Source organism: Undibacterium umbellatum, assembly GCF_014284125.1.
GTDB lineage: Bacteria > Pseudomonadota > Gammaproteobacteria > Burkholderiales > Burkholderiaceae_D > Undibacterium > Undibacterium umbellatum.
The window spans coordinates 297218-309813 of sequence record NZ_JACOFX010000005.1 but is presented as its reverse complement, the minus strand read 5'-3'; the positions used below and the strand labels follow the sequence as shown (position 1 = coordinate 309813).

12 protein-coding genes and 1 pseudogene are annotated in these 12596 nt (G+C 52.3%); 4 read left to right on the top strand and 9 right to left on the bottom strand.

What is annotated here, in order from left to right; genetic code table 11:
• Positions 1-37 precede the first annotated feature (37 nt).
• Together H8L47_RS13095 and phnN are read left to right on the top strand one after the other, a co-directional pair.
• Entirely contained in the window at positions 38-1246 is a 1209-nt protein-coding gene (locus H8L47_RS13095) for an alpha-D-ribose 1-methylphosphonate 5-triphosphate diphosphatase (RefSeq protein WP_186954034.1), read from the top strand.
• On the top strand, positions 1246-2511 hold the full coding sequence (gene phnN, locus H8L47_RS13090; protein WP_186954033.1) for a phosphonate metabolism protein/1,5-bisphosphokinase (PRPP-forming) PhnN: 1266 nt from the start codon (positions 1246-1248) through the stop codon (positions 2509-2511). Before H8L47_RS13095 ends, phnN begins: the two co-directional genes overlap by 1 nt.
• 48 nt (positions 2512-2559) lie before the next feature.
• Here the strand turns inward: phnN and H8L47_RS13085 are convergent, their stop codons facing one another.
• The 7 genes and pseudogenes from H8L47_RS13085 to H8L47_RS13055 form a co-directional block, all read right to left on the bottom strand.
• The gene (locus tag H8L47_RS13085) at positions 2560-3138 is read right to left on the bottom strand and encodes an HD domain-containing protein (RefSeq protein WP_186954032.1); all 579 of its coding nucleotides are present in this window, start codon (positions 3136-3138) and stop codon (positions 2560-2562) included.
• Positions 3139-3148: 10 nt separating this feature from the next.
• Positions 3149-3923, bottom strand: a pseudogene (gene phnE, locus H8L47_RS13080) (phosphonate ABC transporter, permease protein PhnE).
• 40 nt (positions 3924-3963) lie between these two features.
• On the bottom strand, positions 3964-4944 hold the full coding sequence (gene phnD / locus H8L47_RS13075; RefSeq protein ID WP_186954031.1) for a phosphonate ABC transporter substrate-binding protein: 981 nt from the start codon (positions 4942-4944) through the stop codon (positions 3964-3966).
• Between the two features lie 27 nt (positions 4945-4971).
• Positions 4972-5826, bottom strand: a complete 855-nt coding sequence (gene phnC, locus H8L47_RS13070) for a phosphonate ABC transporter ATP-binding protein (protein ID WP_186954030.1) — start codon at positions 5824-5826, stop codon at positions 4972-4974.
• 368 nt (positions 5827-6194) lie between these two features.
• Positions 6195-6611 (bottom strand): DoxX family protein, encoded by a 417-nt coding sequence (locus H8L47_RS13065; RefSeq protein ID WP_186954029.1) that lies wholly within the window; start codon positions 6609-6611, stop codon positions 6195-6197.
• Between the two features lie 293 nt (positions 6612-6904).
• A complete protein-coding gene (locus H8L47_RS13060) occupies positions 6905-7810 on the bottom strand; it encodes a pirin family protein (RefSeq protein ID WP_186954028.1) in 906 nt (301 codons plus the stop codon).
• Positions 7811-7864: 54 nt separating this feature from the next.
• Positions 7865-8467, bottom strand: coding sequence for an FMN-dependent NADH-azoreductase (locus H8L47_RS13055; protein ID WP_186954027.1), 603 nt, complete (start codon positions 8465-8467; stop codon positions 7865-7867).
• A 121-nt stretch (positions 8468-8588) separates the two neighbouring features.
• Between H8L47_RS13055 and H8L47_RS13050 the strand changes: the two genes are divergently transcribed.
• Complete coding sequence (locus H8L47_RS13050) at positions 8589-9551, top strand: LysR family transcriptional regulator (RefSeq protein ID WP_186954026.1); 963 nt, start codon at positions 8589-8591, stop codon at positions 9549-9551.
• A 21-nt stretch (positions 9552-9572) separates the two neighbouring features.
• On the opposite strand, the gene H8L47_RS13045 is transcribed toward H8L47_RS13050, so the two are convergent.
• The gene (locus H8L47_RS13045) at positions 9573-10220 is read right to left on the bottom strand and encodes a DUF4272 domain-containing protein (RefSeq protein ID WP_186954025.1); all 648 of its coding nucleotides are present in this window, start codon (positions 10218-10220) and stop codon (positions 9573-9575) included.
• Positions 10221-10373: 153 nt separating this feature from the next.
• Here H8L47_RS13045 and H8L47_RS13040 point away from each other — a divergent pair, with 153 nt between their 5' ends.
• Positions 10374-10943 carry a GNAT family N-acetyltransferase gene (locus tag H8L47_RS13040; protein ID WP_186954024.1) on the top strand — a complete coding sequence of 190 codons (570 nt, stop codon included), beginning with the start codon at positions 10374-10376 and terminating at the stop codon, positions 10941-10943.
• A 585-nt stretch (positions 10944-11528) separates the two neighbouring features.
• Here H8L47_RS13040 and H8L47_RS13035 read toward each other — a convergent pair.
• Complete coding sequence (locus H8L47_RS13035) at positions 11529-12593, bottom strand: branched-chain amino acid ABC transporter permease (RefSeq protein ID WP_186954071.1); 1065 nt, start codon at positions 12591-12593, stop codon at positions 11529-11531.
• Positions 12594-12596: the final 3 nt, after the last annotated feature.

Below are 12596 nucleotides of genomic sequence, written 5' to 3'. Positions count from 1 at the left end.
GGGCTTATGATTTGCTATCGCGAGCAAGGGGATCAAGATGGAAACGCATATCACAATACAGGGTGGCAGGCATCTGCATCAAGACCAGAACGGTCATGCTGACTGGTCTGAAGACTGCGTACATCTGCATGGTCTGAATATTGCCAGCATCGGCGGCAATAACTTCACGCACAATGGCAAGCAACAGTTTTTTGATGCCACGGGCTTACTGGTATTACCAGGCTTGGTCGACATCCATGGCGATGCTTTTGAACGTCAATTACAGCCGCGTCCTGCAACCAGTTTTGCTTACGATATCGCCTTTGCCGATACTGACATGCAGCTCATCAGCAATGGTATTACCACCGCCTGCCATGGCCTGACATTTTCGTGGGAAGGTGGCTTGCGCGGACGTGAAGCAGCCCTTGCCACGATAGAGCAAGTGGCAGCGCAAAAATCCCGTGTGCATGCCGATCACCTGATACATCTGCGTTTTGAAAACCACCATCTGGATGGCTTGCATGATGCATTGAACTGGATAGAGTCTGGTCTGATTGCCTTCTTTGCCTTCAATGAGCACCTGCCGTCCATCCTTAAGAAAAGTGCGTCACCAGAAAAACTGGTGGCCTATGCCGAGCGTGCGCGTTGCGATGTTGCCGGATTCCTGGAGCGTCTGCACAAGGCGCAGTCGCGTTCACCCAAAGTGGCCCAGGCGATCAGCCAGTTGGCTGCGGCTTGCCGCCAGCGCGGCATTGCCATGGCATCGCATGATGATGAAACCCGCATGGACCGGGAGCGCTTCCAAGAACTGGGCGTGAGCGTCAGTGAATTTCCCAAGACGGAAGAAGCTTTGCAAGCCGCCAGGGCACTGGGCAACCATGTCGTCATGGGTGCGCCGAATGTCTTGCTCGGTGGCAGCCATTGCGGCGGCTTGTCCGCCAGCGATGCTGTGCGTCGTGGTCTGTGCGACACGCTGGCATCGGATTATTACTATCCTGCCTTGCTGCACGCGCCATTCCGTCTGGAGCAAGAAGATGTCTGCAGTCTGGCACAAGCCTGGCAACTGGTGTCGCTGAACCCAGCGCGCGTACTTGGCTTGCATGACCGGGGGCAGATAGCAGCAGGGCAACGCGCCGACGTCATCATGATAGAGAAACAGGCGGATGGCAGCCCGCGCCTGATTGCCACCATCGCTGCGGGCAAGCTGGTATTCTGCGCCGATCCGCAACGCCTGCAATATCAGCAGCCCCTGGAGCTGGCAGCCTGATGCGCTACGCTCTCTACTTTTCCCCTGCGCCGGATAGCCCGTGGTGGCAAGCTGGTGCCAACTGGCTGGGCCGAGACCCCATGCATGCTGGAAAAGTACAGCAAACCCATATTCCGGGTGTACCGGATATTCTGCTCAGCCAACTCACCAGTGAAGCCAGGCGCTATGGTTTTCATGCGACGTTGAAAGCACCGTTCAATTTGCTCGAAGGTTTCCAGGAAGCTGACCTGATACAGATGGCCAGTGCCTTTGCCCAGGTCCAGCCTGTCATCAGCATCAGGGAAATGCAGGTACGCATGATGGGCAACTTCCTGGCATTGCGTCCGCATGGCCAGGAAGCAGAAATCAATGCCCTGGCCATGCGTTGCGTCAGTTATTTTGACTTGTTACGCCGCGCACCTGATGCAGCTTATCTGGCCAAGCGCCGCCATGTGGGGCTGAGTGCCAGACAGGAAGCTCTCTTGCAGCAATGGGGTTATCCCTATACCGAAGAAGAATACCGTTTTCATCTGACGCTGAGCGACGATTTGCTGGATGTAGATGCAGATGCACAATATGCCCTGCGCAAGGCAGCGGAACAGCAATTTTCACGCTTGCTCGACAACACACCGCTGGACATTGATGCACTGACTATCTTCCGTGAAGAACGCCCTGGTGCGGCTTTGAGTTTCTGGATGCGTTTCCCTTTCCAGGCCAAAGTGCAACAAAAATCCCTGCCTGCAGCAGGCCAACTTTACTTTGTTGTCGGTCCCTCAGGCGCTGGCAAGGATACCCTGCTGCACTGGGTAAAAGAAAACCTGCCCGCCAATGCAGCACTGGAATTTGCGCAAAGAGCGATCACTCGCCCCGCCCACGATAGTGAAGCGCATGAAGCCATGAATCAGGAAGCTTATTGGCAAGCCGCTGCCGCTGGTCATTTTTGCATGCAGTGGCAAGCCAATGGCCTATGCTATGGCATACGCAGGGATGTCGAAGCCAAGCTCAAATGCGGCCAGGATGTCATCGTCAATGGCTCGCGTGAATACCTGCCACAACTACGTCATTTATTCCCGGATGCACGTATCATCTGGATCATGGCTGATCCTGAGCAAATCAGGCAGCGTATGGAAAAGCGCCAGCGTGAATCTGGTGCAGCCTTGTTGAACCGCCTTGACCGGGGTTTGAAATTTTCTGTACCAGATGACCATGATATTATCTGCATAGACAATAGCGGGCCGATACATGTGGCGGGACAGAAGCTGCTAAAAATATTTACTAAAGAATAGTGCAAGGAATACTACAAGGCAATCAGCAGACACTGCCTTAGTATTGTCTTATACTGTTTCTGCCTGGGCAAATTCCAGACTCAGCTTTTCCATCATGGCGATGAACACTTGCAAGTCTACCGTCCTTGCTCCGACTACTTTAGCCATGTCATCCCATTGACGTAAGCTCACAGCGTCTTCTGCATAATCCTGATCTATGAATTCAGTCGCTTGCGTCACTGAGAACGGGCCGCCCTGCCAGATCAGACTGCGCTGTGATGCATGCGAAAGACCAGACCAGTACAGAGGATCTGCTGCACACAAGTAACGCTTGGCGTCAACATGCATGCGTATGGGTTCAGTGACATCCTTATCAAACAATTCAGCCAGCAATAAGGCCGCCAACTCGCCATGCGGAAAAGTCTCATCGGTTTCATCATCTGCCATATGCGCCAGGTCATGCAGCAAGGCCGCGATCACCAGGGCATCGCTTGCACCCTCCTGCATAGCCAGGCTGGCACATTGCAGGGCATGCTCCAGTTGGGTGATGGCTTCGCCACCGTACAAACCGCCGGCGCGGTTTTGCAACCAGTCTATGACTTGCGGGAGGGTGATGCCCCGGACAAATTGACGGTTCTGTGTTTGCATATCAGGCATATCAGATAAAGACTTTTCTGAGACGAGAAGAAATAACATCGATCACGCTGACAGTCAGCACGATCATCAATAAAACTGCGCAAGTTTGCGCATACTGGAAAGCACGTATGACTTCCCATAAAATCACGCCTATGCCACCAGCACCGACCATGCCGACTACGGTCGCAGACCGCACATTCGATTCAAAGCGGTACAGGGCGAAGGATACCCACAGCGGCATGACTTGCGGCAAAACACCATAGACAATTTCTTCCAGCGCATGGGCACCAGTGGCACGTATGCCTTCTACCGGTTGCGGATCGATGGCTTCGACTGCTTCAGAAAACAGCTTGGACAAGATGCCTGTCGTGTGCACGAACAGGGCCAGTACACCAGCAAAAGGGCCGAGGCCAACAGCCACCACAAACAGCATGGCAAACACCATTTCATTGATGGCACGCGCTGCATCCATCAAACGACGCACGGGCTGGCAAACCCAGGCTGGCGCGATATTTGAGGAACTCAGTAAACCCAGGGGGATGGCACACACTACGGCCAGAGCCGTACCCCAGGCCGCAATCTGCAAAGTCACCAACAGCTCTTGCAAGTAGATGCGCCATTCATGAAAATCTGGCGGAAAAAAAACTGGCGGCATAAGTCAGCATATTGCCGCTGTCGCGCAGCAATTCCAGCGGGCGCATATCGGCGCCCTGCCAGGACATGGCAAGGATGGCGAGGACTATGCCCCAGACCAGTAACTTGCCGGTATCACGCTTGGGTGCTTCCGGCAAACTCATGACGACTTGCGGGTGGGCTGTTGGTGTACTGTTCATGCTATCAAGACTTGGCGATGTCGTTCAGTTTACGATTGATGTCGTCAAGCTTGACTTTCTTTTCATCCGCATTCAGTGCTACGTCTGCTTCTATCTTGACTTTTTCCTTGAACAATTCAAGCTGGCGTATTGGCTTCAATTGGGCATTACTGGAATCCTGGAAACCACCCAAAGTCAGCTTGTTCAACTGTGCTTTTTCACGTGCTGCATCTGGTCCATTTTTGCCATAGCTGATAAAGAAATCCTTGATCTTGTTTTTGAGATCTGCTGGCAAGTCTTTACGCCATACCAAAGGGTCAGCGGCGATCAGAGGTGATTTCCAGATTTGACGCAATTGGCTGGCTGTTTCTGCCTGGCGTGCCTTGATACGGTCAAGTACGTCAGAACTATGGACTGCTGCATCTACCTGCTTATTGGCCACGGCCAGGATATTGGTTTCATGATTGGCGCCGCGCACAGTTTTGAAAGCTGTCTTGGGATTCACATTGTTTTGCGCGAACACATAATAGCTTGGCACCAGGAAGCCAGAAGTGGAATTAGGATCGCCTATGCCAAAATTAAGGTTCTTGGCATTTTTTAAGACATCTTCCACAGTTTGATACGGGCTGTCTTTATGCACGCTGATCATGCTGTAATAACCCAGAGTACCATCGGCGTTCACGGTTTGTGCAAACACTTCAGAATTGGCACGATCGACAGCTTCGATCGCCGACTTATTGCCTACCCAGGCGAACTGCACTTTATTGAAACGCATGCCTTCAATCACACCAGCATAGTCTGGAGCGAAGAAGGCATTGATCTTGATGCCCAGCTTTTTGCTCATGTCATCCAGCACTGGCTGCCAGTCTTGTTTCAGGTTTTGCGAAGACTCGGTAGAGATGATGCCGAAGTTCAAGGTCTTGACTGCATCTTCTGCCATAACAGCAGTAGCGGACGCTGCCATCACCAGGCCCAGGGTAAAACTGCGCACGAATTGACGAAACATGGAAATACTCCTGAAGGGTAAAGAAACTCAGGCGGCAGCCGCCAGAGTGGGTAAAGTGAGGGTATCAATGACAGGCGCTGTATTGGCTATACTGGCTGCATTTGCTGGTGCGGGATTAAGCAGCTCTTCTGCCTCTGCGCCATACAGCTCGCGCAACATGGTCACTGTCAGTTCGCTGGACGGGCCGTCATAGACGACTCGACCGCGCGAGAGCGCCACCGTGCGTGGGCAAAAACGCAGGGCTACATCGACCTGGTGCAAAGAGACCACGACGGTCGTGCCATCCTGGCGATTCAGATCAGACAGGGTCTGCATGACGCGACGTGCGGATTCAGGGTCCAGCGAGGCTATAGGTTCGTCTGCCAGGATGACCTTGGCTTGCTGCACGATGGTGCGGGCAATTGCCGCCCGTTGTTGTTGACCGCCAGACAAGGCTGATGCACGTTTATAAGCATGTTCAGCAATACCCACACGTGCCAGCGCAGCCAGGCCCAAAGCTTTTTCTTCTTTGGTAAAGAGGCGGAAACAACTGCGCCACAAAGGGATGCGTGCGATGCCACCTGTAAGAACATTGGTCAGCACAGGCAGGCGCCCGACCAGATTGAATTGCTGGAAGACAAAACCAATTTGCGAGCGCAGGTGACGTATCTGCTTGCCGACTACCCCATTGGCCTGCACAATCTGTTCACCGAGGCGGATATCATTCTTTTCGACATTGGCCGTAATCAACCCAGAGATATGACGCAACAAAGTCGACTTGCCAGAACCGGATGCACCGATGAGCGCGACCATTTCACCGGGCTTGAAAGTCAGCGCAATATTATCCAATGCCTGATAGCCACCTTTAAAGGTTTTGGAAATCCCGTTGATTTCTATCTTCATCGCATTTACCCCGCCTGGACAATTGAGCTAATCCACGGGAGTATTGGACAAAAATATGTCAGGCGTATGAAGGTTTGATTACAGCATGATGAAACGACGACAGGGCTTACGAAAAAATACCCCAGCTGCGTTGCAGCCCCAGTAGTTAGTAAAATTCGGTACTAAAGTACTGTCTTCGTCGCCGCGGTGTAGTTGGGGTTTCAGACAACATGTTGTCTGCCAACGAAACGAACCTCCCTTGCAAGGGAGGTTTCCTGAAGCATTAGCCTTGCTGGGACAATTTTTCGTAAGCCCTGAAAGAAAACAGCGAATTTGCCGTCAGACAAATCCGCTGTTTCAACTATTGAAATTGAGCAAGATATTCCTGATCAGGCTTTACGGCCATCCAGACTCCAGCCACCGCTGCCATGTATCAAGACATACAGCAGGCCACCTGCCATGGAGATATTCTTCATGAAATGTATCATCTGGTTTTGCGCCACATCTGCTGGCACGCCCCAGAAATTATGGAAGATGAAAGCCGCTGCCAACGTGAACAAGATCATTGCCGCTGCAGCCCAGCGTGCACGCCAACCTATAATGACCATGAGGCCGCCGCCTAGCTCCACTACGATAGCTGCTATCGCTCCCAAGGCTGGCAAAGGCAGGCCCTTGCTGGTGATATAACCTACGGTCTGTTCAAAGCCAGATATCTTGCTGGCGCCGGATGCCACGAAGATCAGGGCGATCAAAACGCGGGCGATGAAGGAACCGAAGACGGGTCCTAGAGTTTCTGTTTGTTTCATTTCGTTTTCCTTAAATAGTTTTTTTTGGTAATGTCGTAGGTTGGGCCGGGCCTCGCTAGGCTACGATTTACCAGCCCAACACTGGGCGTTTAATAAACGTATACGTTGCTTCGAGGCCGAGTGTTGGGCTGATAAGGCGTAGCCCAACCTACAATTGATTTTTCGTTCTCTAAATATCTATAGCCCCGTGAGTGCTGAGTGAGCGTAGCGAGCGGCGCTAGTTTGAGTTAAGACGCGCAGTCGTACTTTAGTACGACGAGCATCCCAGGCTCAAAATCGCGCCGCGCAGTAGCTCAATCAGCGCTCACCAGTTTGCCTTCGCGAAAATCACTGATCGCCTTAAATATCTCCGCCTGACTATTCATCACAAACGGCCCATACTGAACGATGGTTTCACCCAAAGGCTGACCCGCAATCAGCAAAAGGCGGCTATCGACTTTGGCATCAATCACAACGCCATCCGCATCCGGCGATTTTTTCAGTATCGCCATGCGCTGTACAGGCACCTCTCGCTCGCCTATCTGAATGTCACCCTCATAGACATATATAAAGGCATTGAAACCGGCAGGCAGGGTATGACTAAAACTGCTGCCGGCTGGCATATGTATATCCAGATACAACGGCTGGGTCACTTCACGCTGTACGGCACCTGCCACGCCATGGCTACTACCGGCGATGATGCGTACCTTGACACCGGCGGCTGTCAGCAATTCAGGGATGGTATCGCTCTGGATATCGCGGTACCAGGGCGCTGTCATCTTGTCTTTCGCTGGCAGATTCAGCCAGAGCTGGAAGCCTGCCATGCGGCCTTCTTCCTGTTCCGGCATTTCTGAATGAATCACGCCACGACCAGCCGTCATCCATTGCACGCCGCCGTTTTGCAACAAGCCTTCATTACCGGCACTGTCGCGATGGCGCATGCGACCCGCTAGCATATAGGTGATGGTTTCAAAACCACGGTGCGGATGACTGGGGAAACCGGCGATGTAGTCACCTGCCTCATCACTACCGAAAGCATCCAGCATGAGGAAGGGGTCCAGCCGGTATTGCAGTGGCTGTGTCAATACCCGTGTCAGCTTGACACCAGCACCATCTGAAGTAGGTTGCCCGGCGACCAGTTGTTCCACAACGCGTGAAGTTGTTACGCTTTCCGCTTGTTGAACTGCTGCATTGCTTACAACTACATCTGTCGTTTCCATGATTCTTCGTCCTTGTCTGTGTCTGTGTTCCAGTTAATTTTTCCTGTTGATTAATTAAGCAGGCAGAAAATCATTAATTTGTTGGTGAGCCGACGCCAGCGCCGCTTTCTCGGCATCCGGGCCCATAGCCAGACCCTCTGCGTAGACAAACTCCACATCGGTCATACCCAGGAAACCGAAGAAGGTTTTAAGGTAAGGCATCTGTGTGTCATTTGGCGTATTACGGTACAGACCACCACGTGTCAGTACCACATAGACTTTCTTGCCAGTCAATAAACCTTCAGGGCCATTGGCGGTGTAACGGAAAGTCACCTGGGCGCGGGAAATCGCATCTATCCAGTTTTTCAATTGGGCAGAGATACCAAAGTTATACATGGGCGCGCCCAACACGACTACGTCTGCGGCCTGGATTTCTGCGATCAGGGCATCATCGAGGGCGACGCGGGCTTGCTGTTCTGCGGTGCGCTGCTCTGCCGGTGTGAACAGGGCTTGCAATGCTGTTTCATCAAGCATGGGGGGAGGATTGCTACCCAGGTCACGTACATTCACGGTCGCACCAGAAGATGTTTCCAGTAAAGCCTCAACCAGGCTATTCGCCAGTTGGGTGGAATGAGAAGCTTGAGCACGGGCGCTGGAGTTGATTTGCAGGATGTTCATTTTGTGTTCCTTTCAGATAAAGAGTTGATGGACGCACTTTAATCGTTCCAAAAACAATCCGGAAGACGTTAAAATGGATATCATTGTTCCAAATATAGGAAAATAGAATGGAAGCGCAATCATGACTCTGGAAGCCAATGACCTTTTGCTATTTGCCCGTGTGGTCGAAGAAGGCAGTTTCAGTAAGGCTGCAGAAAAACTGGGGGTACCCAAATCAACCTTATCCCGTCGCATATCCGCCCTTGAAGCCCAGCTAGGCGAACGTCTGATCTTGCGCACCACCCGCAAACTGACCGTGACTGACCTGGGACAGAGTGTCTTGCTCCATGCTCAACACGTGCAGGAAGAAGTAGATGCCACGCTGGCGCTCACTCAGCACAGGCAGGCAGAGCCGACCGGCAAATTGAAAGTGTCGATGCCAGCCGATTTCGCCACGCATGAAATGAGTGAGCTATTGTCCGACTTCATGAGCAAATATCCATCCGTCAACATTGAACTGGACCTGTCACCAAGGCGGGTGGACCTAATAGGAGAAAATTTTGATGTCGCAATCCGTGTGGGCGATTTGCCTGATGATGCCTCGCTGGCGGCTCGGGGCCTGGTACGGTTTAGCATAGGCATGTATGCCGCACCCAGCTATCTGAAGTCACATGGCACGCCAGCAGAACCAGAAGCCCTGATGGAACATGACTGCTTGCGCCTGACTGCACGTAATGGCGAGCTTACAATATGGCGCATGGAGAAAGATGGTGCCTTTTGGGAAGGTATCCCACCAGGTCGCGCCAGCGCCAATTCACCTGAGCTGCTGACACGACTGGCAGTGCGCGGCAAGGGCATCATCATGCTGTCTGACCACTTTGCCGATCACCATGTACGCAGTGGTGCCCTGGTACCTATACTGGAAGACTGGAAACTGCCGGATGTGAACGTCTGGGCAGTATTCCCTGGCCGCCGTCTGATGCCGGCACGTACTCGTGTATTTCTGGATGCCTTGCAAGAAGAATTTTCAGGTCCGCGCTGCTTGAAAATCCAGGATCAGATCAATGCCTGTAAGTCTGAACGACGAACCTTGAAGGCATTTTGAAGATCCCTGCTTGTAATGTGATCAAGTCTCTGTACTGACCTTGTCCCAGTCATTTTCTTCTTCATACTGGCAAAGCCAGTTCACGGCCTGATGCCATTCGCGCACTGCATCTGCATTCAAATTACCCGGCGCATCACGGCCAGTAATATGTGCGTGACGAACAGCCCAGTGCAGGCGGTACAATAAGTCCGACCAGTCCAGCACCTGCCCTTTGCGGCGCGGCTTCAGGGCTGCCTGCAAACGATCAGGTGCTTCCATCGCATGCGGGAACAATTTAAGGACTTGCTTGACGTTTGCGGCTTGCGTAGGAACAGCCAGCTTGTCTGTCAAACCCGCTGCCCAGGCCAGGAAATACAGGGATTCCTGTCTTTGTACAAATTGCGTACGCAATTCTTCAGTGATTTCATCCGAAAACAGAAATGCCTGTTCCTGCACTGACAAACAAGCAGCCAAACCGTGCGTTTCTAGATACGAACGATAGCGTGCCACATCACCGCCAGCCGCTACTGAAGTCACCATCCACAAGGCCAGCATGCGCTGCATCAATTCTTCAGGCGTGCGCAGTTCCACTTCTTCATCGGACTCAATCACATGCAATTGCACATTGATGCGGATACCACGTTTATGCAATTCCAGTTCGGAAGCTTCTTTGCGTTGCTCTGGGCTCATTATTTCTTCAATATTGTTAATCAATTCACTCGCTGATAACGAGCAGACGGATTATCCCAGATTTTGCGCTGTTAAGGAGTTACAGAACAGCGCGACTCCATGCCTCTACAGGCATTAGAATGTCTAATTGTTACCTGTTTTTGCAAAGCTTATATGTCTGAAACCAAACCCTTCCCCGTACTACAGACACCAAACTATCAACTGCGCCGCATCGTCGCTACCGATATGCCCGCCGTTTTTCGCGGATTGTCCGACCCGCGCGTCACTGAATATTATGGCATCAGCTATGACACCCTGGCATCAAGCCAGGAGCAGATGGACTGGTATGAACAGGTCTGGCTGGACGGCACAGGCCTGTGGTGGGGTATTTGTAATAAAGAGGAACCTGAACAATTAATAGGCACTTGCGGCCTGCACGAATGGGAACAGGAACACCATTGCGCCGAAACCGGTTTCTGGCTTTCGCCCGTCCACTGGGGCAAGGCTGTTATACCGGAATGCATGAACGTCATCATTAATCACTGCTTTAAACACCTCGGCCTGCACCGCTTGCAAGCCATGGTAGAGCCAGAGAATATCGCCAGCTGGCGCTTGATAGAAAAACTAGGGTTCAGGCTAGAAGGTGTACTGCGTGAATGCGAATACAAGCATGGCCGCTATGTTGATCTTAAATGCTATTCCTTACTGGACAGGGAGTTTGGTTCATTACAGGATAGCCGCTGATTTGCAGGAACGACAGGCCAGGCTTTGTAGGGGGAGTACGCGGATGGCCTGCCGCTTGCAAAAAGCTAAGGGACAAAATCACGTGAATCGTTGGTGTTGCTTTTGGGTTTGACGTTGCTGTTGGGTTTGACGTTGCTGTTGGGTTTGACGTTGCTTTTGACTTTTCGCAGTTCCCATGTGTAGACGCCGTTTGTGCAGTACAGAAAATGGATAAAAAATGCCCATGTTTGAGGTGTAGCTGGGGTTTCGAGGTGCATGCACCTCGCCAGCGCAACGGCAATCGCTTGCAAGCGATTGCGCGCCCTGCAAGGGGAGCGAGTTTCGGGCATTTCCCATTTTTTGTACTGCACAAACGGGCACCCCGCAGGGGCGGCTACGCCTGGGTCGCCTTTCTTTGAATTCTTTCTTTGGCGACGCAAAGAAAGAATTTCGGCCGCCGGGCCGAGACCCGGCTTGTATCCACGAAGGGCAATCTCTTTATTAAAAACTCAAGTATGCAACGAGCACCACTGGGGCGCCAGCTCGGTAACCTCCAGCCTACGCTGGAGAGACTTAAATAAAGGACACGGTTATTTCATAACCAAATCAACCAGCCTTAGTTGCCCCCCTCAATTTCCCAACTATACCCGCTGGAAAAAAATAAATAGACACCACAAACAATACCCCCAGCCACAACATCCATCTGTCCGGATGCAAAGCACTCGCCAGCAGCGGCACGTCAGCCAAAGACGACGAGGCCACGCCCATCAGACTCTTCAAATAATTCTGCGCCAGTATGAACAGGGTCGCACCAACTACCGCCCCATACATCGTCCCCATGCCACCTATCACCACGATCAACAAAATATCTGTCATGACTTCAAAACTCAGCATGGTCTTGGGCCCGACATAGCGCAGCCACAAAGCCATCAACGCCCCCGCCATGGCTGCAACCAGGGCCGCAATGCAATTCGCCAAGATGCGGTAATACACGGTGCGATAACCAAGTGCCTCGGCACGGAAATCATTTTCGCGTATTGCCTGCAAGACCCGGCCAAAAGGCGAATTGACGACCCGCAACAAGAACAGGAATAACAGGGCACTACCAATAAATACTATGTAATAGGTAATCACCTTGCCATCCACCACACGGCCAAATATCTCTGCCTCAAACAGGCGATAAGCAGGCGACAAGAGAGCCGGAACACTAAAAGTCTTGCCATCCTCGCCGCCGGTAAAATCCGACAATTGCGATGCCAGCACAGCAAAGGAAGACGCTACCGCCAGCGTGATCATGGCATAGAAAATTGCGCGCACACGCAAGGCAAAAAGACCAACGATCAGGGCCAGCACCAGTGTCACCAGCAATGCCGCCAGCAAACCCATAGCGGCCAGTCCCCAGGTTGGCGTGCCGCCGGCCAGCGCCAGACCTATACCGTATGCACCTATGCCAAAAAACATGGTGTGAGCAAAGGAGACGATGCCGGTATAGCCCAGCAACAGGTCATACGAAGCAACCAGCACGATATACACGCAGATGGTGGCAGCAGTGTTCAAAGGCCGGGCTCCGCTGGTGATAAAGGGCGCACAGGCCAGGCCCAAAAATATCGCCACAAGGATCAGCGCCAGCCAGCGGTTACGTGGAAAATCATCCGACAGGATTTGTTTCATTGC

Coding starts and splice junctions, on each gene's coding strand:
- H8L47_RS13095 (WP_186954034.1), top strand. CDS start 38: ATGGAAACGCATATCACAATACAGGGTGGCAGGCATCTGCATCAAGAC.
- phnN (WP_186954033.1), top strand. CDS start 1,246: ATGCGCTACGCTCTCTACTTTTCCCCTGCGCCGGATAGCCCGTGGTGG.
- H8L47_RS13085 (WP_186954032.1), bottom strand. CDS start 3,138: ATGCAAACACAGAACCGTCAATTTGTCCGGGGCATCACCCTCCCGCAA.
- phnD (WP_186954031.1), bottom strand. CDS start 4,944: ATGTTTCGTCAATTCGTGCGCAGTTTTACCCTGGGCCTGGTGATGGCA.
- phnC (WP_186954030.1), bottom strand. CDS start 5,826: ATGAAGATAGAAATCAACGGGATTTCCAAAACCTTTAAAGGTGGCTAT.
- H8L47_RS13065 (WP_186954029.1), bottom strand. CDS start 6,611: ATGAAACAAACAGAAACTCTAGGACCCGTCTTCGGTTCCTTCATCGCC.
- H8L47_RS13060 (WP_186954028.1), bottom strand. CDS start 7,810: ATGGAAACGACAGATGTAGTTGTAAGCAATGCAGCAGTTCAACAAGCG.
- H8L47_RS13055 (WP_186954027.1), bottom strand. CDS start 8,467: ATGAACATCCTGCAAATCAACTCCAGCGCCCGTGCTCAAGCTTCTCAT.
- H8L47_RS13050 (WP_186954026.1), top strand. CDS start 8,589: ATGACTCTGGAAGCCAATGACCTTTTGCTATTTGCCCGTGTGGTCGAA.
- H8L47_RS13045 (WP_186954025.1), bottom strand. CDS start 10,220: ATGAGCCCAGAGCAACGCAAAGAAGCTTCCGAACTGGAATTGCATAAA.
- H8L47_RS13040 (WP_186954024.1), top strand. CDS start 10,374: ATGTCTGAAACCAAACCCTTCCCCGTACTACAGACACCAAACTATCAA.
- H8L47_RS13035 (WP_186954071.1), bottom strand. CDS start 12,593: ATGAAACAAATCCTGTCGGATGATTTTCCACGTAACCGCTGGCTGGCG.